The sequence below is a fragment of the uncultured Bradyrhizobium sp. genome, from assembly GCF_936928535.1.
Classification (GTDB): Bacteria; Pseudomonadota; Alphaproteobacteria; order Rhizobiales; family Xanthobacteraceae; genus Bradyrhizobium.
On record NZ_CAKZHY010000095.1, the window covers coordinates 190,751 to 212,483 of the forward strand.

A 21,733-nucleotide genomic window follows, 5' to 3' on the forward strand; every position below is an offset into this window, starting at 1 on the left:
AGGAAGTGAACTTGATTCAGGTCAACGCAAAGCTGGCTTGGACAGGTCCAGATTGCGGGCCGATGCGCGAACTCGTCTCCACCCAGCAGTAGCGTCTCGCAGCGACACACCTCGAGGAATCGAAATGGCACACAAACAAGTCCTGTTCCATTCAGCCGCTCGCGAGAAGGTCCTGCGCGGTGCATCTCTGCTTGCTGACGCAGTTCGCGTGACGCTCGGCCCGAAATCGAAGTCCGTCCTGATTCAGAAGGCCTGGGGTGCACCCATCGTCTGCAACGACGGCGTGACCATTGCCAAGGAATTTGACTTGAAGGACGCCGAAGAGAACCTCGGAGCTCAGGTGCTGCGTCAGGCCGCCGAAAAGACCGGCGATGTCGTCGGCGACGGCACAAGCACGTCCACTATCCTTGCACATGCCATCCTGGCCGACGGAGTTCGCAACGTTGTCGCCGGCGCGAGCGCGATCGATCTCAAACGCGGCCTGGATCGCGGAACGCAGGCCGCCATCGCTGCGTTGCACGCCATGGCAAAGCCTGTCAAATCCAGGGCGGAGAAGGCACAAGTCGCCACCATTTCCGCCCACAACGACCCGTCGATCGGCGAGCTCGTCGCGGACGCGATCGAAAAGGTCGGCGGCGACGGGGTGATATCGGTCGAGGAATCCAAGACGACCGAAACCCTTCTCGACGTCGTCGAGGGCATGAAATTCGATCGCGGCTTTCTTTCACCTTATTTCGTCACCGACGCCGATCGGATGGAATCGGTCTTGCAGGATCCTTACGTCCTGCTCTGCGATCACAAGATCGGCGCTTTGCGTGATCTGGTCCCGCTGCTCGAGCAGGTCGCCAAAAGCGGCCGATCGCTTCTGATCATCGCCGAGGACATCGAGGGCGAAGCGCTAGCCACCCTTATCGTCAATCAGTTGCGGGGTGTGCTCAAGGCTTGCGCCGTCAAGGCCCCCGGGTTTGGCGACCGGCGCAAAGCCATGCTCGAGGATATCGCGATCCTGACAGGCGCCCAAGTGATCTCGGAAGAAATCGGCCTGAAATTGGAGAGCGCTACCCTTCAGCAGCTCGGCCGTGCCGCACGCGTGGTCGCCGACAAGGAGAATACGACGTTGATCGGCAGCGGCGGCGATCGTACCCGCATCGACGGCCGACTGGCCCAGATCCGGGTCGAGATCGACAAGGCGACCAGCGACTATGATCGCGAAAAGCTCGAAGAGCGCCTCGCCAAGCTGTCGGGCGGCGTGGCTGTGATCCGCGTGGGTGCGCCGACCGAGGCCGAGATGAAGGCAAAGAAGGAAGCTTTGGACGACGCAATCAGTTCGACCAAAGCGGCGGTCGCCGAAGGTATCGTGCCGGGCGGAGGGCTGGCTCTCCTCCGCGCAATCGCAGCCGTGGCCAAGGAAGAAGCTGCCTGCGAGGGCGACGAGCGGACTGGCGTTCAGATTCTGAGACGCGCGCTCGAAGCTCCTGCCCGCCAGATTGCCGAGAATTCAGCTGCCGACGGCGGCGTGGTGGTGGCCCGGATGCTCGATAGTCAAGGCAGCTTTGGCTTCGATGCCGCCCGCAAGGTCTATGTCGACCTCGTCGAAGCCGGCATCGTTGATCCGGTCAAGGTGGTACGAACAGCGCTTGAAAATGCAGTTTCCGTCGCAAGCGTGCTCCTTTTAACCGAGGCGACGATGACGGAAATACCGGAGTCGAAACGCGAACGGCTGCCCGAGCAGGAGATGGCATTGCCCTAACGGCCTGGTCAGGCAGTGCCGCCGATCTCCCTCCCTGCGCCGTCGCTAAATGGACGACCACAAGTCATGGGGTTCGCGCCACGCGGTGCGGTGCAACTCCAGCAGCGTCCTCATGATTGCGGTCTGCCGAGGATGAATCTCAACGACCCAATCGCCGGCTTGAGCGAAATCAACTTTCCAATCCGAACCCATGGCTACTCTTTTCGGCGACCGAGATGGTCAAACCTCGAAGGAGAAATCATCATGGTAACCGAAACCAAATTGCCCGTTACGAAAACCTCGACTGCGCCCGCTGTCCCGGGCGAGACTTGGCGTCCATTTCAGGCGCTGAGAAACGAAATCGATCAAATCTTCGACGATTTCGGCAACGGCTTCTGGAATCGACCGTTCCGCTCGCTCGCACGGCTCGAGCGCGACATCTCGAAGTCACTTGCTGCGCCCGCCGTCGACATCGCCGAAGGCGACAAGGCGTATGAAATCACGGCCGAACTTCCGGGCCTCGACGAGAAGAACATCGATATCAAGCTCGTCAATGGCGGTCTTACGATCAAGGGCGAGAAGCGCGAGGAGACGGAGGAAAAGAAGAAGGACTACTACGTTTCCGAGCGCCGCTATGGAACGTTCGAGCGCTATTTCACTTTGCCGGAGGGCGTCAACGCCGACAAGATCGAGGCGACCTTCAAGAACGGCGTACTCAAGGTCGTGCTTCCGAAAACCGAAGAAGCCCAAAAGCCCGCCAAGACGATCAACGTGAAAGCGGCTTGACAGCCTGCCAGGGCGAGGCCGCCTCGCGGCCTCGCCGAACTTTGCAATCCCCGTGAGATTGAGGGCGCATCATGCACGCAATTCATGTGATGACCAGAGACGTTGTCGCCGTAACGCCTCATACGACGATCGAAGAAGCGGCCAGGATCATGCTCCAGATGCATATCAGCGGCCTGCCTGTCATCGACGATGCCGGCAACCTCGTCGGCGTCGTCTCGCAAAGCGACTTCCTTCGTCGCAGCGAGATTGGCACCGGTCGCAAGCACGCAGCCTGGCTGAAATTCTTCATGGGGCCCGGACGGGCTGCGGCCGAATTCGTTCACGAGAGCGGCCGAAAGGTGGAGGACGTCATGACGCGGCAGGTCGTCTGCGCTCAGGAAGAGACCTCATTGGCCGACCTTGTCGATCTGATGGAGAAGCACGACATCAAACGCATCCCGGTGATGCGGGGCAAGGCGGCGATCGGAATCGTGACGAGGAGCAACTTGCTGCAAGCCATGGCAAGTCTCGCACACGAAATCCCGGATCCGACCGCCGATGACCAGCATATTTGTGACCGCATCACGCGAGCGATCAATAAAGCCGACTGGCGCCCGATCGGTTTCAGAGCGGACGTCCGCAATGGCGTCGTCCATCTGCACGGCCTCATCACGACCGAGGAGGCCCGGCGAGCATCTATTATCGAGGCCGAAAACACCAGCGGTGTCAGGGAAGTCCATGACCACCTCGGCCTCGTTGACTCTTACTCTGGTTATTACCTGGAATCGCCCGAGGACTTGAAAGCCGCGAGCTGAAACGCGCCGAGGGCAAAAAAAGACGTCTTAAGCCTCTGTATATTGGCCTGTCAGCTCCGATGATCGTTAGGTTGGCCTCTCGTCATCCGTCACCGGCGAGGTGATGACTAGAAATACGAGGTCGACCAGCCCAGAGTTCGAAATCGCGTGCTCGACGCCGGGCGGCAGGAAGATCACGTCATGCTTGCGCACGATATGGTTCTTGCCGGCGATTTCCATTAGCCCTTCACCGTCGAGCACGTGATAGACCTGCTCCTGTACCTTGTGGTGATGCCGCGCGACATAGGCCATCGGCTGGTACATCGAGATGCGGTAGTCGATGCAGCGCGAGCCTGCGGTCTCCGGCATCACCAGCGGCTTCGACAGCGCGCCACCGAAATGGTTGGGGAATTCGCGCCAGGGCACTTCGGCGATGTTGCGGATGAAAGCGCCGCCTGTCTCCTCGATCATATCGATGCTCCCTAGTTCACCAGCGCGCCACCGTCGACATAGACGATCGAGCCCGTCGCGAACCCATTCGCCATGAAGCTCAGGATCTGCCGCGCGATGTCTTCGGCGGCGCCGACGCGGCCGACCGGCAGAGCGGCCGCCGTCTTGGCCAGCATCTCCTTGCGCGCCGCCTCCGGCATCGCTGCCCGAATCGGCGTATCGATCACGCCCGGCGACACCGCATTGACGCGCACCGGCGCCAGCTCGAGCGCCAGCGCACGGGCCAGCGACTCCAGCGCGCCATTGGCCGCGCTGATGATCGCCGAGTTGGGCCGGGGCCGGACGCTGAGGAAGCCGGTGACCAGCGTCAGCGAGCCGCCGGGCCGGATCCCGGCTTCGCGCGCGACGCGCCAAGCGCCCCAGAATTTTCCTTCCATCGTGGCCCGCACGTCCTCCATCGCGACTGTCTTGAACGGCCCGGTGCGCAGCTGCGCGGCAGTCAGCACGACGTGATCGACAGGGCCCGTGCGCTTGAACAACTCGGCCACGCTCTGATCGCTGGTGACGTCGGTTGCAATTGCCATCACCTTCAGTCGTTCCGCAATGGGATCGAGCTTCGCCGCGCTGCGCGAAGCGATCACGACATCAGCACCTTGGCTCTTCGCAAGCTCCGCGGCGGCAAGGCCAATGCCTGAGGAGCCGCCGATCACGACGACCTTCTTGCCTGCGAACGTCATTCCCGTCTCCCTCATATTTTCAATGATTCAGTCTGCGAGGCGCGATCAGCCCGGCTGAAAGCGGGCCCCGATGCCGGCCTTGCTCTGGCCGAGGCCCGGCAATTCCCAGACACCGGCGCCGGCCGGATTGACGTCGGCGGCGATGTCGACGTCGATCAGATAAGGCTTGTTGGCGGCGATACCCTTGCGGATGGCCTCACCGATGTCGCCAGCACGATCGACCCGTACGCCTTCGACGCCGCAGGAGCGCGCCATCGCGGCAAAATCCGGATTGTAGCGTTCACCCGTCTCCGGATGCTTGAAGTCGGTCGCAAGTTCGCGCCCGCCGAGATAGCCGCGTTGAAGTCCGCGGATCGAGGCATAGGCGTAATTGTTCCAGACCACCCAGACCACGGGCAGATTGTACTCGACCGCGGTGCCCAGCACGTTGGCGTGCATGAAGAAGGCGCCGTCGCCGCAGACCGAAACGCAAGGACGATCGGGCGCTGCGAATTTCGCGCCCATCACACCGGCGACGCCAAAGCCCATCGGACCAAAGCCCATCGAACCGATCAACGAATCCGGTCGCTTCGGCTTGCAGAAGCCGAGCAACCAATTGTGGTGCACGCCGATGTCGGAAACGAGGATGGCATCCTCAGGCAGCGCCTTGTCGATCTCCGCTGCTGCACGCTGCGGATTGATCGGCGTGGTGTCGTCGGAGAAGCCGGGCGCAACGAACTTGTCCCACTCCTTGCGATAGCCATCGATCTGCGCCAACCATTTCTTGCGAGCGTCGGCTTTCTTGAAGAGATGGTCGCGACGGTCGAGCTCGGCGTGCACCTGCCGCAGGAAGGTGCGGACATCGGCCATCAGCCCGAGCGCAACAGGATAGTTGCGGCCGATCTCTTCGGGATCGATGTCGACGTGAATCAGGCGCGTCGGCGGGATCGTGAACGAATAGCCCGGAATCCACGAGCTCGAGGTGCGGTCGTCGAAGCGGACGCCGAGCGCGAGCAGCACATCGGCCTGACGCGCGGCATGATTGGCCTGGTAGTGCCCGGCACGTGCAACGAGGCCGAGGGCCAGCGGATGATTGACGTCGAGCGCGCCGAGACCGCTTGCCGAAGCTGCCACCGGAATCTGCAGCCGCTCGGCAAGCTTGCGCAGCTCTTCCGCTGCGCCGCCATAGCGCACGCCCTGCCCGACCAGCATCACCGGCCGCTCAGCGGCAAGCAGCATATCGACCGCCTTCTCGACACCTTCCGGATCGGCGCCGCAGCGGCTGGAGATGTTGGCGCTCCACTCGATTGCCTTGGGCGCTTCTTCGGCCGCCGATTCCATGAAGACGTCGAAGGGCACGTCGACCACGACGGGCCCCGGCCGTCCCGTCACCATGGTCTTCCAGGCCTGGCGCACGGCGAGCGGCACCATCTCGCCGCGCGTCGGCTGGAACACCTTCTTGCACATCGTACGCACCGTGGACGGGAAGTCGGCCTGGTAGTGCCGGTACATCTCCTGGAACGCACCGCGGTTGAACTGGCTGGTCGGCACATTGCCGGTGATCGCCATGAACGGCACGGAGTCGAGGTAGGCATTGGCGAGTGAGATCGGGAGGTTCGCCGAGCCCGGTCCGCAGGATGTGAAGGTCGCGGTCGGTCGGCCGGAGACCCGGTAATAGACGTCGGCCATGAAGCCGGCGACGCTCTCGTGATGCACGGAGATGGTCTTGATGTCGGAAGAGCGCTCGTAGAGCGCGTCAATGAACTGAATGTTGCCGTGGCCGCAGAGCCCGAAAACCTGCGGCACCTTCTCCTGGATCAGATAGTCGACAATGACCTGGGCGCCATTGAGCATGTTTTTCGACATCAACCGGTCTCCCTCGCGGCCCGTCGACTTCTTCTGTACCGATGCGGAGAACGCGGCCGGTCATCACAGGGCCGCGGGCAGCCTATTTCTCATAATGCTGTACGTCAATTTATATTGTGATAGGCTCATGCCCTGAGGAAATGCGATGCTCCGCGCCAACGGCTACGGCGGTTGCGTGCTACGGTCGCAGGGACGGAGCCAAGGCGATTCACCCAAGGGAGCCCAATTCTTGAAATCGCGAACCAAGCCAACGACCGGCGAGAAGCCTGCAAGCCCGCGCAAGGCCGCGATTGCCAAACTGGTCCCCGCTCCCAAGGCCGATGGCGACGACGAGGCCGACGACAAGCAGCGCGCCGGCGGCGTGCAGTCGCTCGGGCGCGCTTTCTCGATCCTCGAAGAGGTCGCCCGGCATCGCGAAGGCATCGGACTTGCCGAGCTGAGCAAGCTGGTCGGCCTGCACAACTCCACAACGTTTCACCTCGCCAAGACGCTGGTCTCGCTGGGCTACCTCCGCCAGGAAAAGGACAACAAGCGCTATCGCATCGGCCGTCCTCTATTTGCGCTGGCGGCGAGCGCGCTCGACGAAATCGAGATGGTCAATGTCGCAACGCCGGTGCTGGAGGAGCTGTCGCGCGAGACCGGCGAAAGCGGCCATTTTGCCGTACGAATGGGCGATGCGGTGGTCGTCATCGCCCGTACCAGCGGCCCCGGCGCGTTCCAGTTGACCGATCGTGTCGGCGTGGTGCGACCTGCCCATTGCACCGCCCTCGGCAAGATCATCCTGGCGTCCCTCCGCCCCGAGCAGCTCAAGCGCTTCATCGATCGCGTCGAACTGAAACCGTCGACGCCGAAATCCATCAGCGATGTCGGCGCGCTGATGCGCGAGATCGCGGAAGTGCAGCGCACCGGCATTGCCTTTGACGACGGCGAGTTCAATCCCGAAGTGCGCTGCGTCGCCGTACCTGTGACCGATTTCACCGGGCAGGTGATTGGCGCGCTCGGCATTTCCGGCCCGATCTGGCGCCTCTCGAACCAGGCCCTGCACGCCGGTGCGCAGATCGTGAGGGTCGCCGCCGACCGCCTGTCGGTGGAGTTCGGCGCCAAGGACCGGGCGCACAAGGCGCTTACGCAAAAAGTCTAGCCGCTTCCTAGGCGGCGATTTTGCTGGTTGACACCGGCGATGGCGCTCGCAATTATCCTCCAGCATTAGAAAAAGCTCTCTCACAATACCGGATACCCGGTTTTGAAGGGAGGCAGGCAATGCACCCGGGAGGAGACAGAGATGATCCGCTACCCACGCCGGACGGTGTTACGGGCGGGCGCAGCCTTTGCTGGCGCCGCTGCGCTCGGGTTTCCCGCGATCGTAAGGGCGCAGGCCGAGAAGATCCGGATCGGCCACCTGACGCCGCTCACCGGCTTTCTTGGCGTGATCGGCGGCTACGCCCAATTAGGGGTGAGGCTCGCGGCCGAAGAGATCAACGCCTCCGGCGGCATCCTGGGAAAGCAGATCGACCTCCTCTCGGAAGACTCGATCAATCCGGCGACAGCCGCGACCAAGGCACAGCGCATGCTGGAGCAGGACGGCGCGGCGGTACTGCTCGGTGAGATCTCCTCGGCCTCTGCGCTCACCATCATGCAGGTGGCCGAACGAAACAAGAAAGTATTCTTCTCGACCGGCGCCCGATCGGACGCGCTGCGCGGCAAGAGCTGCAACAAATACTCATTCCACTGCGACATCCCGAACACGGTGATGGTGAACGCAGTCGGCACCGCGCTGTCGCAGCAGGGCATGGTGAAGGGCAAGAAGTTCTTCACGCTGACGGCCGACTACATTTTCGGTCATGACCTCCTGAAGGCCGCGAAAGTGTTCTTCGGCGCACATGATGCGAACCTGATCGGCGATGAGCTGATCGCGACTGATGTCACCGACTTCAGTCCATATCTTCTGAAGGTCCGGCAGGCAAAGCCGGACGTGGTCTGCTGCAACCTCGCCGGCAATCAGGTGACCAATCTCGTCAAGCAATATGCCGAATTCGGCTTCCCCTACCCGCTGGTGGGTTTCAACCTCAATACCGGCGATGCCTGGGCCGCGGGCGCAGGCAATCTCAGCGGCATCTGGCCGACGGTCTGGTATCACACGCTCGACAATCCGACATCAAAGGCCTTCGTCACAGCCTTCACCAAGAAATACGGCAAGCCGCCGGAGAACCATGCCTGGATCGACTACGTCACACTGAAGCTGCTGGCGGAGGCGATCAACTCGACGAAATCGACCGACAGCGGCGAACTTATCGCTTATTTCGAGAAGCAGGCGCAGTTCGACATCGGCAAGGCGCGCAAGGCGTATTTCCGCTCCTGGGATCACCAGCTGGTGCAGGAGGCCTATCCGTTCACGGTCAAGCCGAAGGACCAGATGAAGGACCAGTGGGACATGCTGGTGCTGGGTGACGCGGTGCCGGCGGCGAACGATCCGCTGGAGACGATCTACCCGGCCAAAGAGCAGAATCCCTGCGAGATGAAGGCCTGACGCGCGCCCTCGCGGCAAGGACGCAACATGCAGTTCGAGTTCTTGCTGGAACAGGTGGTCAATGGCCTCGTGCTCGGGGGCTATTACCTGCTCATCGCGCTCGGGCTGTCGCTGATCTTCTCGGTCGGCGGGATCGTCAATTTGGCGCATGGCGCGTTCTACGCGCTCGGCGCCTATATCTGCGTCGAACTGACCAGCCGCCTCGGCTTCGGCACCGCCGTGGCGATCTCGCCGCTGGCGGTCGCCCTGCTTGGCATCCTGTTCGAGCGTTTCATCCTGCGCCGCTTCTACACCGCCGATCCGATCCTCAGCCTGCTCGTGACCTTCGGGCTTGCGATGGTCGCCGAGCAGGCGATCCGCATGATCTGGGGCGCGGCACCCGTCTCGACCGAGATCCCGCAGAGCTTTCGCGGCTCGGTCATCGTCGGCGACTTCCTGTTCTCGCGCTACCGCCTGCTGATCCTTGGCGTGGTCGCCGCGATACTGCTCGGCGTCTGGCTGCTGCTGCACAAGACTTCATTCGGGCGCGTGGTACGCGCCGGCATCGAGCGGCCGGACATGGTCGCGGCGCTCGGCATTCGCCTGCAACCCTACATGACCGCGATCGTCATGCTCGGCGTCGGTCTTGCCGCGCTCGGAGGCGCCTTCTTCGCGCCGATCACCACGGTACACCCCGCCATGGGCGCCGAGATCATGACCATCGCTTTTGTCGTCGTCGTGATCGGTGGGCTCGGCAGTTTCTGGGGCGTGGTGATCGCCGCCCTTCTCGTCGGCGTCGTGCGTGGCATCGCCATCCATTTCGAGCCTGCGGCGGGCGAGGCCTCGGTCTACATCCTGATGTTCCTGGTGCTGCTGGTGCGGCCGCGCGGCCTGCTCGGCGAACGCATCGAGAAGTTCGAATGAAGAACGCCTCGACAATCGAGCGCCTGCGGCCGCTGCTGATCGCGGTCATCGCGGTGATCACACTGCCCTTCCTGCTGCGTGCGCTCGGCCTGTCGCTCAACACCGGCACCTGGATGCTCGGCCTTGCCATCGCCGCAATGGGGCTCAACCTCTGCATCGGCTATACCGGCCTCGTCTCGTTCGGCCACAGCACCTGGTTCGGGGTTGGGGCCTATGCTGCCGGTTTGATCCAGTTGCATGTCTTCCCCGGCCAGATCTGGCTGCCGCTGTTGGGGGCGATGGTCGTCGTCGCGATCGCATCTACGGTGACGGGCGTGCTGATCCTGCGTCGGCGCGGTGTCTATTTCTCGCTGCTGACGCTGGCGCTCGCAGCCCTCGTCTACACCACCGCTTTTCGCTGGACGAGCCTCACCGGCGGCGAGGATGGACTTGGCGGGCTGAAGCGCGGCGGCATCGGTCCCGCCGGCTTCGACGGAGCACTCAATTATTACATCGCAGTCGCGGTCATCGGGCTCGCAACGCTCTACATGCTGATGCGCTTGGTGCGCTCGCCGTTCGGGCATGTGCTGGTCGCGATCCGCGAGAACCAGCTGCGTGCGAGCTTTCAGGGCTATCCGGTCGAGCGCTACAAGCTCGCGGTGTTCGTGATCTCGGCTGTCGTCACGGGCGTTGCCGGCGCGCTGATGGCGTTCCTGAACTATCTGGTCTCGGCCGAAGCGGTCTCGGTGCCGTTCGCGGGCGAGCTGTTGGCGATGGTCGTGATCGGCGGCATGCGCAGCCTGCTCGGCCCCGCGCTCGGCGCGTTGTTCTTCATCCTGTTCCGCGAGCTGTTCTCGATCTGGACGTCGGACTGGCTGTTCTGGTTCGGCCTCACCTTCGTGGCCTTCGTGATGTATTCGCCCGGCGGTCTCGTCGGCATCGGCGCGCTGGTCATGCGCCGCTTCCGTCCGCCCGCGGAAGAGGCAGCGGCGATGAGCCGGCGCAAGATCTATGACGGCCTGCCGCTGCCAGACTTCCTGTTGCCGGAGGCCCGACAAGGCACCCTGCTCGAGGTTAGCGGCGTCTCGCGAAAGTTCGGCGGCATCCGTGCGGTGGAGAATGCAAGTCTCAAAGTCGCCGCCGGCGAGATCCACGCCCTGATCGGCCCTAACGGTGCTGGCAAGACCACGCTGTTCAATCTGGTCTCCGGCCTCTACGCGCCCGATAAGGGCACGATCCGCCTGCAGGGACGCGACATCGCCGGCGTGCCCGCGAGTCTGATCTGCCACCAGGGACTGGCGCGCTCGTTCCAGATCACCAATTTGTTTCGCGGGCTCTCGATCTACGAGAACCTGCGCTTGTCGCTGCAGGCGCGGCGCCCGATGCGCTTCAACATCTGGAACGACATCGACGCCTACAAGGACATCCACGCCGAGACCGCAGCACTGGTCAAGTTCCTCGGCCTCGAAGGCATCGAGGAGATCGAGGGAGGTGAGCTCTCCTATGGCGGGCAGCGGCTGGTCGATCTCGGCATCGCGCTCGGCTCGAAGCCGCAGGTGCTACTGCTCGACGAGCCGCTCGCGGGCCTAGCCGCGGCCGAGCGCGAGCGGGTATCGAACCTCGTCAAGAACATCGCAACCAACATTCCCGTGCTGATCGTCGAGCACGACATTGATCGCGTGCTCGGCTTCTCGCAGGTCGTCACCGTAATGAACCAGGGCGAGGTCCTGATGTCCGACTGCCCCAAGGCGGTGCGGGCCGACGTTCGCGTCCAGGAAATCTACACCGGCAAGGGCATCCCCGCGGTCGAACACCGGCGCAGCATCGAGGACGCCGGCACGCGCGAGACCGTGCTGCGCCTCGGCGGCGTCAACACGTTCTACGGCAAGAGCCACATCCTCAACGACGCCACGCTCGACGTGCACGAGGGCGAGATCGTCGCACTCCTCGGCCGCAACGGCGCCGGCAAGTCGACGCTGCTCAAGACCATCGCCGGAATCGTGCCCGCGGCCTCAGGCACCATCGCGTATCGCGGCAGCGACATCGCACGACTTCCAGCCCACGACATCGCTCGCCGCGGCGTCGGCTATGTCCCGCAGGGCCGCGGGCTGTTTGCCGGGATGACCGTACGCGAAAACCTCGCGCTCGGCCGCCTCGCGCGCAAGACCGACGGCAGCGACGGTGTGGTCTGGGACGAGGAGCGGATCCTGCACTATTTCCCGCGCCTGAAGGAACGCATGAACATCGCGGCCGATTATCTCTCCGGCGGCGAGCAACAGATGGTCGCAGTCGCCCGCGCGATGTCCGGCAATGTACGCTTGCTGCTGCTCGACGAGCCGTTCGAGGGCCTCGCGCCGGCTGTGACGCTGGAGCTGTTTGGAGTGTTCGACCAGCTCCGCAAGCACATGTCGATCGTCATCGTCGAGCATAATCTCGATCTCGTGCTGGCGCTCGCCGACCGGGTCTTCGCACTGGAGCGCGGCGCCGTATTCCACCAGGGACCGGCCGCCCCACTGCTGAACGATCTCGGCTATCGCAAGCAGATTCTCTGGCTGTAGGACGACAAAAACTCACGACTACGTGCACGTCATCACGAAGCGTCACTCCGGTGAACGCGCCGTTGGGCAACCTCGATACGCCGGCGTTGACGCCCGTGCTTTTCCGGTCTCAAAGCGGCACGAGACCTCCGGTTTCCGCTGCACGCTTGACTGCGCCAATCACTTCGAGGGTTTTGAGCCCTTCGCGCGCGCTCACCACAGGCGCGGCCGTACCACGGATAACCGCGCAGAAATTGGCGATCTGCAGGCCAAGCGGGTCTTCTTTCTCGTAGCTGAGCCGCTCGCGCCCAATCGGCGCCCACCAGCTTGCCTTGCTCGGGTGATGCCATAGATCGAGTTGCGGAATAGCCAGCGATGCCATCGTGCCGCCAATCTGGTAACACGTCTCCTGCGTATGACTGTACGCCGGATTCTCACCAGCCGTGAATTCCCAACTCCAAGGCGACTGGATAGTGTCGGAGACATTGACCGTTCCCAGCGCGCCGGAGGCGAAGTGCAGGATGATCACCGCTGTCTCTTCAACCGCATTTCCACGCAGCCGATTGGATTGGGCAGCCTGTACCGCCACGATATCCCCACACAGGTACCGCAGCAGGTCGACATCGTGGATGAGATTCAGGAAAACGGGCCCGGCCCCTTTTTCGCGACGCCACGCCACATCGAAATAGTCGCCCGGCTTGATCAGCCAGAACATGCCATGTACCGACACGATCTGGCCGAGCCGGCCGTTGTCGATCTCCGCCTTGGCGCGCTGGATCATCGGGTTGTGGCGGCGATGATGGCCGGTAAGCAGGGGCACGCCCGCCCGCTCGGAGGCTTCGACCAACGCCCGTGCAGCGACGACGTCATCCGCTAACGGCTTCTCGATCAGCGCGGGGATGCGAGCTGCGATGCAATTCATGCCGTTGGCCACGTGCATCTGATTGGGGGTGGCGACGATCACCCCCTCCGGCCGATTTTCGGAGAGCATGTCTTGAAAAGACGGAAACCAGTCCGCGTTCAGCGAAGCCGCCAAGTCTCGTGCCGCGGGCGCGGGATCGACGATCGACGACAGCATCGCCTCCGGCCGCGCGAGAACGTGCTCAATGTGTCGCTTGCCGATGAGACCTGCTCCCATCACCGACAGCCGGACCGGTGAGCTCATACGATGCTATCCCTTGTTCTCATCAATCAGCTTGGCCACACGACGCAAGCCGAGCAGATAGCCCTGGGTGCCGAAGCCTGCGATGACCCCATCGGCTCGTTTTGAAACAAACGAATGATGACGGAATTCCTCACGCTTGTGCACGTTGGAAATGTGCACCTCGATCACCGTTCCCTCAAACGTGTTCAGAGCATCAAGAATGGCGACGGACGTATGGGTGAATGCGGCGGGATTCATCACGATACCGGCGGCCGTCTCACGCGCCTCGTGGATCCAGTCGATCAGCTCGTATTCCCTGTTGGACTGATGAAAGCGAATCTCCAGGCCAAGCTCTTTGGCGAGGGCTCGACAGTCCCGCTCCACATCCGCAAGCGTCTCGTGGCCATAGATATGGGGCTGACGCTTGCCGAGCAAATTGAGATTTGGCCCGTTCAGGACGTAGACAAGGCGACTCATGGAAGCACTCCGTTCAGTGATGGGCAAGGATCTCACCCAGGAACTGCCTGGTGCGAGCATGTTGTGGATTGCGGAAGAAAGCCTCGGGCGCCCCTTCTTCGATGATCTGGCCTTCGGCCATGAAGATGACGCGATCAGCCACCTGGCGGGCAAAGCCCATCTCGTGGGTGACGCAAATCATGGTCATGCCGTCGTTGGCTAGGCCTATCATCGTGTCTAGCACCTCCTTGACCATTTCGGGATCGAGCGCCGAGGTCGGTTCGTCAAACAGCATAACTTTGGGTTGCATGCAAAGCGCTCGTGCGATCGCGACGCGCTGTTGCTGGCCGCCCGAGAGCTGAGCTGGATACTTCTCGGCCTGGTCACCGATACGCACACGCTCGAGATATCTTCGCGCGGTCGCTTCTGCCTCGATCTTGCCGATGCGGCGCGCACGAATGGGTGCGAGCATGCAATTCTGCAACACCGTCATATGCGGGAAAAGATTGAAGCTCTGAAAAACCATGCCGACGTCCTGGCGTACGACATCGATGGCCTTGATACTATCATCCAGCCGATGACCATTCACCACGATACTGCCCTGCTGGATCGCCTCGAGGCGGTTGATGCAGCGGATCAGCGTCGACTTGCCCGAACCCGACGGACCACACAGCACGATCTTCTCGCCCTTGCGTACGGTGAGATTGACATCACGAATTGCTTGGTACCCGCCGTACCATTTCTGCACGCCCTGCATTTCAATCAGGATCTGGTCCTGCATGGATTTGGCTCCGCTATCGGAGGGCGGCCAACGCGAATGGTGCGTTGGCCGCTCGCGTTGGCTATTGAACAGTGAACGGAACGCCGGGGACCGAGTCCGGGAAGATCGGCACGGGCGCTTTCATCCATTTGGCGTAGAAGCTGGCCAGTTTCCCGTTCGACTTGATCTCGTCGATGAACTTGTTGGCGGTCTCGTTCCACTCCTTGTCTCCGAGGCGCGTGCAGGCGCCATTGTACAGAGCTGTGAAGTGCAGCTTGGGCTCGAAGCCGGCCTCGGGCTTTGCGGCGTTCAGACGCTGCGGGTAGAAGCTGTTTGCGCCGACGGCTTGCACTTGGCCGGAGAGCAGTGCCTGGATCGTCGCCGCATCATCGTCAAACCGGCGGATTTCGGTGCCCGCGGGAGCGCTATTGGTCACCTGGGTGTCCTGCGTGGAGGACCTCGGAACGCCGATGACGTACTTGCCCATATCGGCATTGCTGTTGATCGGGGTCGCCTGGGCCGCGACAAGCGTGATCTCGTTGGCGACATACGGCTTGGAATACTGCACCGCCTTCGCGCGCTCCGGCAGCATGGCCATGGTTGCGAACAGAATGTCGACGCGGCCGGTCGTCAGCGCCGGGATGCGATTGGCCACCGCCAGCGGCACGAATTCCGCCTTCACGCCGAGATATTCAGCGAAGGCGCGCCCCATGTCGGCGTCGATACCATCCTGTTTTCCCGAGCTATCGACATAGCCCCAGGGAGGATTGTCGCCCTGAATGCCGATAACAACGACGCCCTTCTTCTTGACGTCTTCCAGGGTGCCGGCCTGTGATTTGCCTGCGATGGCGATAGCCGCCAATGCCAGCAGCGCGATGCCGAGCTGGCGGCGGTTGGGTGAAAGCAACATGAGTATCTCCTCCTGGTGATGGCTGTTTGTGATTGAGTAGGTGCGCCATTCCTACCTTTGGCTGGCCAACGCGAGCCTGGCCTCCATCCGACTGCCCCACCACGACAGTGGCCAGCAGAGGATGAAATACATCGCGCCGACCACGCCGAAGACGAGCAACGGCTGGAAGGTCTGGTTCGATACGATCTGACCGGCGCGGGCGAGTTCGATGAAGCCGACGATGGCCGCGAGCGACGTGCCCTTGATGAGCTGCACGAGATAGCCGATCGTCGCCGGCAGCGAGATACGGATTGCCTGGGGCAGCACGATGTCGCGCATGCGGGACGAATAATGCAGTCCAAGCGCCATCGCCGCCTCGGTCTGACCGCGCGGCACGGCCTGTATCGCGCCGCGCCAGATCTCACCAAGGAAGGCGGAGGCATTCACGGTGAAGCCGATCGCCACCGCGACGAAGGCGTCGAGCTTCAACCCGGTGAGCGCCAATCCGTAGTACACGACGAAAAGCTGCAGCAGCAGCGGAGTGCCTTGGAATATCCCGATGTAGATGCGGGTGATCCATTCCACGCCCTTGTGACCACAGGTACGCAGCAAGGCGACGGCGAGCCCAGCCGTGCAGCCGCCTGCGAATGCGACCAGCGTCAGCAGCACGGTCCATTGCAGCCCGCGCAACAGGAACCCAAACTCAGGAAGGCCAAAATGCGGTGTCATGACCTGCCCTCCTCAGCGTGTCGGATATGAGAAGAAGCGGTGAGAGATCACAGCAAAGCCCAGCATCAGCAGCCAGGAGATCGCGAGATAGAGGAAGGTGACGGAAAAATAGACCTCGAAGCTGCGGAAGGTGTCGCTCTCGATGCGCTGTGCAACCGACGTCAGTTCGTAGGCGGACACAGCCGAGCAGATCGACGAGGTCAGCGTCAGCATGATGAACTGACCCGTGAGCGACGGGTAGATCGCGCGTAGCGCGGGCTTGAGCACGATGAAGCGGAACACCTGCCCCTTGTGCAGTCCGAGCGCGTAGCCCGCCTCCACCTGCCCTTTATGAATTGACTGCACCCCGCCGCGGATGATTTCGATGGCGTAGGCGCCGCCATTGACACCGAGTGCGATAATGGCGGTAGCGGTTGGATTGAGCTTCAACCCGATGAGCGGCAGGGCGAAGAACAGAAAGAAAATCTGCACCAGGAAAGGTGTATTGCGGACGATCTCGACGAAGCCGATCACGATGGCCCGCAACCAGACCGCTTTCGAATCGCGTGCCGCGACGCCGACGACACCGATCACCATCGCGAGCGTCATTCCGGCAAGCGCCAAGCCCAACGTGCCCACACAGCCCCACAGCAGGGCTGGCATCGCGTGCCAAACCACAGAGAAATCGAGCGTGTAGCCCATCTTGCGTTCCTCTCGGGCGTTGTGCGTGCCGCTCGCCCATCGGCCTGACGTCACCCTCCCAAGGATGCGAAGGTGGTGAAGAAGATGTCTGGATCGGGTGCAATGCCGGTGAACAGGCGGAATGCTTCGGTGCCCTGGAAGATCGCCATGCCGCCGCCATCGACGGTGCGGCAGCCGAGGGCACGTGCCGCCCGAAGCAGTGCGGTGTCCAGTGGGAAGTAGACGATCTCGGCGACCCACAGATCGCGACGCAGCAGACCTGTCGGCAGCGGCGTTCCCGGATATTTGTCCATGCCGATCGGCGTCGCGTTGACGATTCCGTCGGCGGCAGCGACGTCCGCAGCGACATTCTGGCCGACCCGCAAGCGTCCTTCCGCAAATCGGGGGGACAAGCTATCCACCAGACTCTGCGCCTTGGCCAAGTCGACGTCGACAATGGTTAGTTCCTGCACGCCAAGCTTCATGAGTGCGAACGCGACCGCGGCGCCTGCGCCGCCCGCGCCGAATTGAACGACCCGACCGAGTGGTGCACCTTGCATGTTGCGGCGAAAGTTCTCGGCAAAACCGAACCAATCCGTGTTGTGGCCGGTCATTCGACCGTTCCTGATGACCACAGTATTTACGGCGCCGAGCGCCTCGGCGTCGGGCGAAAGCTCGTCCAGGAGCGGAAGGATCGCCTGCTTGCAGGGATGGGTTACGTTCAGCCCGTCAAAGCCCATCCGCTTTGCCGCCGTCAGCAATTCCGGCAGCGCTTCGGCACCAAGTTTCAATTCGGTCAGATCAATCTTCCTGTAGAGATAGCGGATGCCGGCGGCGTCAGCAGCCGCTTCGTGCATCGGCGGAGTGCGGGACGCGGCGATGCCGCTACCAATCAGGCCGACGAGAAAGCTGGACTTCTGGTGCATGCTCGGCATCGCCCGTCAGCTCAAAGGGACCGTCAGCTCGGCGATGAGCTGAGCCGTGCTCGGTCGAAGGCCGCGCCACCAGGCAAAAGCTTCTGCCGCCTGCTCGACCAGCATGCCGACGCCATCGGCCAGCTTGGCTACGCCTTCGCCGCGGGCCGCTTGCAGAAAGGGAGTTAGTCCCTTGCCGTAGGCAAGTTCATAGGCAAGCTCCGCACCGCGGAAGACATTGCCTGGAAGTGGCGGCATTTCACCGCGCAGGCTGGCCGACGTCGCGTTGACCACGACGTCATAGCCCTCGGCAAGATCGGCCAGTTCAGCATAGCCGCTGACGATCAGGGGACCACAGCCGGCGAACTCTTCGGCCAGGGCCACCGCTTTCGACAGCGTCCGGTTGACGAGAACGAGTTCAGACGGCTCCTGGCGCAGGAACGGCAGCAGCGCGCCACGCGCTGCGCCCCCAGCGCCGAGCATCAGGACGCGCCGACCGGCCATCTTGACGCCGAGGTTGACCGTGATGTCCCGCACCAGGCCGATCCCGTCGAAGTTTTCGCCAATGATCCGATCGCCGACGAACTTCAGACAGTTTACGGCGCCAGCTCGTTCGGCGCTCTCTGAAAGCTCGTTTGCATAGTCGAAGGCATCGAGCTTGAACGGCGCGGTGATGTTCAGCCCCTTGGCGCCATCAGTCCGGAATTGGTCAACCCGTTCGCCGAAGCCATTGAGAGGGCCCTCGATCGCTTCATAGACCAGGTCCTGCCCCGTCATGTTCGCGAAAGTCCCGTGGATGAGAGGTGATTTGCTGAAGCCGATCGGGTTGCCAATCACCGCATAGCGATCGCTCATGGCTCACTCCTGCACAGCAGCTTCGTTGTAGAGCACGCCATCGCGCACCATCGCTTCGACGACCTCGGCCGACAGTCCGAGCGAGGCGGCAATACGTCGGTTGTCCTGGCCGAGCAGTGGCGCCGGCGTGCGCACCGTGGTGTCGCAGTCGGAGAAGCGGAACGGCAGGTTCGGCAGCGTCACCTTGCCGAGCACGGGATGCTCCTGCTCGACCAGCATGCCACGCGCGTGGATCTGCGGATCCTTCACGACCTCTTCGATGGTCTGCACGGGAGCGGAGGGAACACCTGCTTGCTCGAGTGCCGCAAGACAGGCATCCCGAGTTGGCTGCGACAGCGTCCAGGCGCGTACGATCTCCATGGCTTCGGCATAATGGGCGTTCCGCGCAGCAGGCGTGGCGAAGCGCTCGTCGGATGCCAACGCGGCTCCCCCGATCAGGCTCGCCAATCGCCGCCACGCATCATCGACTTGCGCGGCGATGACAAGATTCCCGTCCTTGGCCGGAAAGACCCCGTAGACGGTCGAGTCCGGCTGCCCGCTGCCCGTCTGCTTCGGCAGGTCGCTCCCCTCGGAGAGGAAGTAACGCTGAACCGCATAGTCGTGCATCGAGACCATGCAATCGTACAGCGCCAGATCGATGTGCTGGCCGCGCCCAGACGATGCGCGGCCGACCAGCGCTGCATTGATGGCGGCCACCCCGTGAATGCCGGTGTACATGTCCGCCAGGGGCATCCGCAGCAGCGGCGGCGCTTCGCCGGGAGAGCCCAGCTGCGCCAGGGCGCCCGACATCGCCTCTGCGATCAGGCCGAAGCCCGGACGGTCGGCATAAGGGCCGGTATGGCCATAGGCGGAGACGGAGCAGTAGATCAGTTTGGGATTCCGCGCCGACAGCGCCTTGTAACCCAGCCCGAGGCGCTCGAGCGCGCCGGGGCGGTAGTTTTCGATGAAGACGTCGGCCCTGTCGACCAGCTTCAGCATCATGTCGAGACCGCGCCTGTCGCGCAGGTCGATACACAGGCCCTGCTTACCCATGTTCTGCTGCAGGAAGTAGCCGGATTGTCCGTCCTTGAAATAGCCATGGGCGCGGCCCGCATCGCCTTCCCTGGGACGCTCCACCTTGATGACTTCCGCGCCCATCGCGGCGAGGCAACGGCCCATGAACGGGCCTGCGAGAAAATGGCTGTAGTCGATGACGCGAATGCCTTTGAGCGGCAGATCTTGTGCGCTCATGCCCGCTCTCCTGCGACACCGGTCTTTGGGCGCATCGGAATCATCAGCCGATGCTCGCCGAGCTGCACCACTTCGCCGCGCTGATTGATCAACTCGGAGGGCAGCACCACGATGCCCCAACCTTCCCGCTTGGTGGCGCGCATCGAACCGACGCGGAACTTCACATGCACGGTATCGCCGAGCTTGATCGGCAGCTTGAAATCCCACGTCCAGCCCAGCGACATTCCCGGCAGGAAGCGGTAATCGGCGCGGGTCTTCAGACCGTCGGCCAACGACAGACCAAACAGCCCGTGCGCGACGCGCGTGCCGAATGGTGTGGTCTTGGCGTATTCCTCGTCGACGTGAACCGGTGTGAAATCACCCGTGAGTTCGGCATAGGAATTCACCATCGCTTCGGTGACCGTCACGGAAGGCGTGACGCATTCGTCACCGACCTTGGCATCGTCCCAGTAGCGCTCATCGCTCATCTTGCGTGTTCCTCAGGCCCGTGGATTGATCGCCAGGACCGCTTCCACGGCACCTGCGCTGGCTTGCAGGATTTCGACGTTGAGCCCGCCGGGCAGCGCGAGCCAGTTCGGCCCCGCGGGCAGCGCCTCGGCGCCCCAGGCGGCGGCACGGGCGAGCACGCCGTCGTAATCGTCGACCATGATGCCGAGATGGGCGAGACGCCCCTCAGGTCCGACAAAGTCAGGATCTTCGATGAGCTGCACGCTTCCGAGCACCCATACCTGGCGCGGTCGCGCGCCATCGGCGGGTTGCTCGTCGCGAACGGCAAGACCAAGCACTTCGCGAAAGAAGTCGACGTGACGGTCAACGTCCGGCACACGGATCGCGACGTGTTCGACATAAGCGCGGGGCAATGACATCGTCTCAGGTCTTTCCCGGATATTCGCTGCGGGCGTATTCAAGCCCTTTGACCAATGCGACGAGGGTCGAGTTGACGGGGGTAGGGACGTTGAGCTTGGCGCCCCAGCGCACGACGGAGCCGTGAATGTAATCGACCTCGGTCAGATTGCCGGACTGCAGGCTCTGCAACATCGACGTCTTGAACTCGGGCGGCAATCCGTCAGACGCCATCGTCCAGGCACGCCGCGGATCCGCAATCGAGATCTTGACGCCGGCAGCCCGTGCAACCGCGATGCTCTCCGAGATTGCGGCCAGCGCACACTCCTCCAGGATCGGTAGGGAATAGAGGCCACCATACGTCAGCCCGGTAACCGCGGTGATTCCTCCTCCGGCGACGTTGATGAACAGCTTGTCCCAGATCGTGCCCAGGATGTTATCGCTGAGCTGCGTGAGAATGCCGGCACGATTGAAGGTCTCTGAAATTCGCCGTGCGCGTTCCGTCAAGCGTCCATCGAGCTCACCGATGATGGTTTCCTTGCCGATGACCCCGGAGCGAACATGACCAGGGCCGAGCAGCACGCCGCCAACATAGGTTTTGCCCGCCATGACTTGATCACGACCAACTTCCTCGGAAAGGATGTCCTCGTGACCAAGACCGTTTTGAAGCGACATCACAACGGTCTGCGGTCCGATGATCGGCGCTGCTGCGCGGATGGCATCCCGCGTGTCGTAGGATTTGACGAGGACAATGACGAGGTCCGCAACCATTCCGACCTCCGTCGCGGAGGTGCAGGCAGAGACCTTCACAACGGTCTCGGCCTCCCCTTCGAGCATCCGTAGACCACGAGCGTTGATCGCGTCGACATGAGCCTGAAACGGATCGATCAACCAAACCTCGGCACCACCGCGCGCCAGCGTGCCGCCGATGGTTGAGCCCAAGGCCCCCGCTCCGATAAAGCAGATCCTCATCCGAACGTTTCTCCC

General features: G+C 62.6%; 22 protein-coding genes. 7 read left to right on the forward strand and 15 right to left on the reverse strand.

The genetic code is table 11. The annotated features are described in order from the left end of the window. The first annotated feature begins 124 nt into the window (after window positions 1-124). The 3 genes from groL to Q0687_RS18375 all read left to right on the forward strand — a co-directional run bounded on the left by groL (window position 125) and on the right by Q0687_RS18375 (window position 3,309). Window positions 125-1,750: a chaperonin GroEL gene (gene groL / locus Q0687_RS18365; protein WP_298879510.1), complete on the forward strand. Its 1,626-nt coding sequence runs from the start codon at window positions 125-127 to the stop codon at window positions 1,748-1,750. A gap of 243 nt (window positions 1,751-1,993) precedes the next feature. Continuing rightward, on the forward strand, window positions 1,994-2,515 hold the full coding sequence (locus tag Q0687_RS18370) for an Hsp20/alpha crystallin family protein (protein WP_298879512.1): 522 nt from the start codon (window positions 1,994-1,996) through the stop codon (window positions 2,513-2,515). Between the two features lie 71 nt (window positions 2,516-2,586). After that, entirely contained in the window at window positions 2,587-3,309 is a 723-nt protein-coding gene (locus tag Q0687_RS18375) for a CBS domain-containing protein (RefSeq protein ID WP_298879344.1), read from the forward strand. Window positions 3,310-3,375: 66 nt separating this feature from the next. Here the strand turns inward: Q0687_RS18375 and Q0687_RS18380 are convergent, their stop codons facing one another. Genes Q0687_RS18380 through Q0687_RS18390 form a run of 3 tightly spaced genes read right to left on the reverse strand, consistent with a single transcriptional unit; the run spans window position 3,376 to window position 6,320 of the window. After that, the gene (locus Q0687_RS18380) at window positions 3,376-3,759 is read right to left on the reverse strand and encodes a cupin domain-containing protein (protein ID WP_298879347.1); all 384 of its coding nucleotides are present in this window, start codon (window positions 3,757-3,759) and stop codon (window positions 3,376-3,378) included. Window positions 3,760-3,770: 11 nt separating this feature from the next. Next, window positions 3,771-4,475 (reverse strand): SDR family oxidoreductase, encoded by a 705-nt coding sequence (locus tag Q0687_RS18385; protein WP_363323957.1) that lies wholly within the window; start codon window positions 4,473-4,475, stop codon window positions 3,771-3,773. A gap of 45 nt (window positions 4,476-4,520) precedes the next feature. Then, window positions 4,521-6,320, reverse strand: a complete 1,800-nt coding sequence (locus Q0687_RS18390) for a thiamine pyrophosphate-binding protein (RefSeq protein WP_298879353.1) — start codon at window positions 6,318-6,320, stop codon at window positions 4,521-4,523. A 229-nt stretch (window positions 6,321-6,549) separates the two neighbouring features. On the opposite strand from Q0687_RS18390, the gene Q0687_RS18395 reads away from it, so the two are divergent. From Q0687_RS18395 to Q0687_RS18410, 4 genes are all read left to right on the forward strand, one after another. Next, on the forward strand, window positions 6,550-7,461 hold the full coding sequence (locus Q0687_RS18395; RefSeq protein ID WP_298879356.1) for an IclR family transcriptional regulator: 912 nt from the start codon (window positions 6,550-6,552) through the stop codon (window positions 7,459-7,461). A 141-nt stretch (window positions 7,462-7,602) separates the two neighbouring features. Then, window positions 7,603-8,847: an ABC transporter substrate-binding protein gene (locus tag Q0687_RS18400; RefSeq protein ID WP_298879359.1), complete on the forward strand. Its 1,245-nt coding sequence runs from the start codon at window positions 7,603-7,605 to the stop codon at window positions 8,845-8,847. Between the two features lie 27 nt (window positions 8,848-8,874). After that, window positions 8,875-9,750: a branched-chain amino acid ABC transporter permease gene (locus Q0687_RS18405; protein WP_298879361.1), complete on the forward strand. Its 876-nt coding sequence runs from the start codon at window positions 8,875-8,877 to the stop codon at window positions 9,748-9,750. Beyond that, window positions 9,747-12,287, forward strand: coding sequence for a branched-chain amino acid ABC transporter ATP-binding protein/permease (locus tag Q0687_RS18410; RefSeq protein ID WP_298879364.1), 2,541 nt, complete (start codon window positions 9,747-9,749; stop codon window positions 12,285-12,287). The genes Q0687_RS18405 and Q0687_RS18410 overlap by 4 nt, the downstream gene beginning before the upstream one ends. Window positions 12,288-12,396: 109 nt before the next feature. Here the strand turns inward: Q0687_RS18410 and Q0687_RS18415 are convergent, their stop codons facing one another. The 12 genes from Q0687_RS18415 to Q0687_RS18470 all read right to left on the reverse strand — a co-directional run bounded on the left by Q0687_RS18415 (window position 12,397) and on the right by Q0687_RS18470 (window position 21,718). Beyond that, window positions 12,397-13,431 (reverse strand): Gfo/Idh/MocA family oxidoreductase, encoded by a 1,035-nt coding sequence (locus Q0687_RS18415; RefSeq protein WP_298879368.1) that lies wholly within the window; start codon window positions 13,429-13,431, stop codon window positions 12,397-12,399. 6 nt (window positions 13,432-13,437) lie between these two features. After that, window positions 13,438-13,887, reverse strand: a complete 450-nt coding sequence (aroQ, locus tag Q0687_RS18420; protein WP_298879371.1) for a type II 3-dehydroquinate dehydratase — start codon at window positions 13,885-13,887, stop codon at window positions 13,438-13,440. Window positions 13,888-13,900: 13 nt separating this feature from the next. Further along, window positions 13,901-14,647, reverse strand: a complete 747-nt coding sequence (locus tag Q0687_RS18425) for an amino acid ABC transporter ATP-binding protein (RefSeq protein WP_298879374.1) — start codon at window positions 14,645-14,647, stop codon at window positions 13,901-13,903. A 61-nt stretch (window positions 14,648-14,708) separates the two neighbouring features. After that, entirely contained in the window at window positions 14,709-15,536 is an 828-nt protein-coding gene (locus Q0687_RS18430; protein ID WP_298879377.1) for a transporter substrate-binding domain-containing protein, read from the reverse strand. A 51-nt stretch (window positions 15,537-15,587) separates the two neighbouring features. After that, window positions 15,588-16,244 carry an amino acid ABC transporter permease gene (locus Q0687_RS18435; RefSeq protein WP_084805020.1) on the reverse strand — a complete coding sequence of 219 codons (657 nt, stop codon included), beginning with the start codon at window positions 16,242-16,244 and terminating at the stop codon, window positions 15,588-15,590. A gap of 12 nt (window positions 16,245-16,256) precedes the next feature. After that, window positions 16,257-16,925, reverse strand: a complete 669-nt coding sequence (locus Q0687_RS18440; RefSeq protein ID WP_298879385.1) for an amino acid ABC transporter permease — start codon at window positions 16,923-16,925, stop codon at window positions 16,257-16,259. Window positions 16,926-16,975: 50 nt separating this feature from the next. Further along, window positions 16,976-17,830 carry a shikimate dehydrogenase gene (locus Q0687_RS18445; RefSeq protein WP_298879388.1) on the reverse strand — a complete coding sequence of 285 codons (855 nt, stop codon included), beginning with the start codon at window positions 17,828-17,830 and terminating at the stop codon, window positions 16,976-16,978. Window positions 17,831-17,845: 15 nt separating this feature from the next. Continuing rightward, window positions 17,846-18,673, reverse strand: coding sequence for a shikimate dehydrogenase (gene aroE / locus Q0687_RS18450; protein ID WP_298879391.1), 828 nt, complete (start codon window positions 18,671-18,673; stop codon window positions 17,846-17,848). Window positions 18,674-18,676: 3 nt separating this feature from the next. Next, complete coding sequence (locus Q0687_RS18455; protein ID WP_298879393.1) at window positions 18,677-19,903, reverse strand: CoA transferase; 1,227 nt, start codon at window positions 19,901-19,903, stop codon at window positions 18,677-18,679. Then, window positions 19,900-20,370, reverse strand: coding sequence for a MaoC/PaaZ C-terminal domain-containing protein (locus Q0687_RS18460; protein WP_298879395.1), 471 nt, complete (start codon window positions 20,368-20,370; stop codon window positions 19,900-19,902). The genes Q0687_RS18455 and Q0687_RS18460 overlap by 4 nt, the downstream gene beginning before the upstream one ends. Window positions 20,371-20,382: 12 nt before the next feature. Beyond that, window positions 20,383-20,769, reverse strand: a complete 387-nt coding sequence (locus Q0687_RS18465) for a VOC family protein (protein ID WP_298879398.1) — start codon at window positions 20,767-20,769, stop codon at window positions 20,383-20,385. A gap of 4 nt (window positions 20,770-20,773) precedes the next feature. Next, window positions 20,774-21,718 (reverse strand): ketopantoate reductase family protein, encoded by a 945-nt coding sequence (locus Q0687_RS18470; protein ID WP_298879401.1) that lies wholly within the window; start codon window positions 21,716-21,718, stop codon window positions 20,774-20,776. Window positions 21,719-21,733: the final 15 nt, after the last annotated feature.

Coding starts and splice junctions, on each gene's coding strand:
- Q0687_RS18410 (WP_298879364.1), top strand. CDS start 9,747: ATGAAGAACGCCTCGACAATCGAGCGCCTGCGGCCGCTGCTGATCGCG.
- Q0687_RS18385 (WP_363323957.1), bottom strand. CDS start 4,475: ATGACGTTCGCAGGCAAGAAGGTCGTCGTGATCGGCGGCTCCTCAGGC.
- Q0687_RS18390 (WP_298879353.1), bottom strand. CDS start 6,320: ATGTCGAAAAACATGCTCAATGGCGCCCAGGTCATTGTCGACTATCTG.
- aroE (WP_298879391.1), bottom strand. CDS start 18,673: ATGAGCGATCGCTATGCGGTGATTGGCAACCCGATCGGCTTCAGCAAA.
- Q0687_RS18440 (WP_298879385.1), bottom strand. CDS start 16,925: ATGGGCTACACGCTCGATTTCTCTGTGGTTTGGCACGCGATGCCAGCC.
- Q0687_RS18465 (WP_298879398.1), bottom strand. CDS start 20,769: ATGTCATTGCCCCGCGCTTATGTCGAACACGTCGCGATCCGTGTGCCG.
- aroQ (WP_298879371.1), bottom strand. CDS start 13,887: ATGAGTCGCCTTGTCTACGTCCTGAACGGGCCAAATCTCAATTTGCTC.
- Q0687_RS18460 (WP_298879395.1), bottom strand. CDS start 20,370: ATGAGCGATGAGCGCTACTGGGACGATGCCAAGGTCGGTGACGAATGC.
- Q0687_RS18380 (WP_298879347.1), bottom strand. CDS start 3,759: ATGATCGAGGAGACAGGCGGCGCTTTCATCCGCAACATCGCCGAAGTG.
- Q0687_RS18455 (WP_298879393.1), bottom strand. CDS start 19,903: ATGAGCGCACAAGATCTGCCGCTCAAAGGCATTCGCGTCATCGACTAC.
- Q0687_RS18415 (WP_298879368.1), bottom strand. CDS start 13,431: ATGAGCTCACCGGTCCGGCTGTCGGTGATGGGAGCAGGTCTCATCGGC.
- Q0687_RS18425 (WP_298879374.1), bottom strand. CDS start 14,647: ATGCAGGACCAGATCCTGATTGAAATGCAGGGCGTGCAGAAATGGTAC.
- Q0687_RS18405 (WP_298879361.1), top strand. CDS start 8,875: ATGCAGTTCGAGTTCTTGCTGGAACAGGTGGTCAATGGCCTCGTGCTC.
- Q0687_RS18470 (WP_298879401.1), bottom strand. CDS start 21,718: ATGAGGATCTGCTTTATCGGAGCGGGGGCCTTGGGCTCAACCATCGGC.
- groL (WP_298879510.1), top strand. CDS start 125: ATGGCACACAAACAAGTCCTGTTCCATTCAGCCGCTCGCGAGAAGGTC.
- Q0687_RS18400 (WP_298879359.1), top strand. CDS start 7,603: ATGATCCGCTACCCACGCCGGACGGTGTTACGGGCGGGCGCAGCCTTT.
- Q0687_RS18370 (WP_298879512.1), top strand. CDS start 1,994: ATGGTAACCGAAACCAAATTGCCCGTTACGAAAACCTCGACTGCGCCC.
- Q0687_RS18375 (WP_298879344.1), top strand. CDS start 2,587: ATGCACGCAATTCATGTGATGACCAGAGACGTTGTCGCCGTAACGCCT.
- Q0687_RS18430 (WP_298879377.1), bottom strand. CDS start 15,536: ATGTTGCTTTCACCCAACCGCCGCCAGCTCGGCATCGCGCTGCTGGCA.
- Q0687_RS18445 (WP_298879388.1), bottom strand. CDS start 17,830: ATGCACCAGAAGTCCAGCTTTCTCGTCGGCCTGATTGGTAGCGGCATC.
- Q0687_RS18435 (WP_084805020.1), bottom strand. CDS start 16,244: ATGACACCGCATTTTGGCCTTCCTGAGTTTGGGTTCCTGTTGCGCGGG.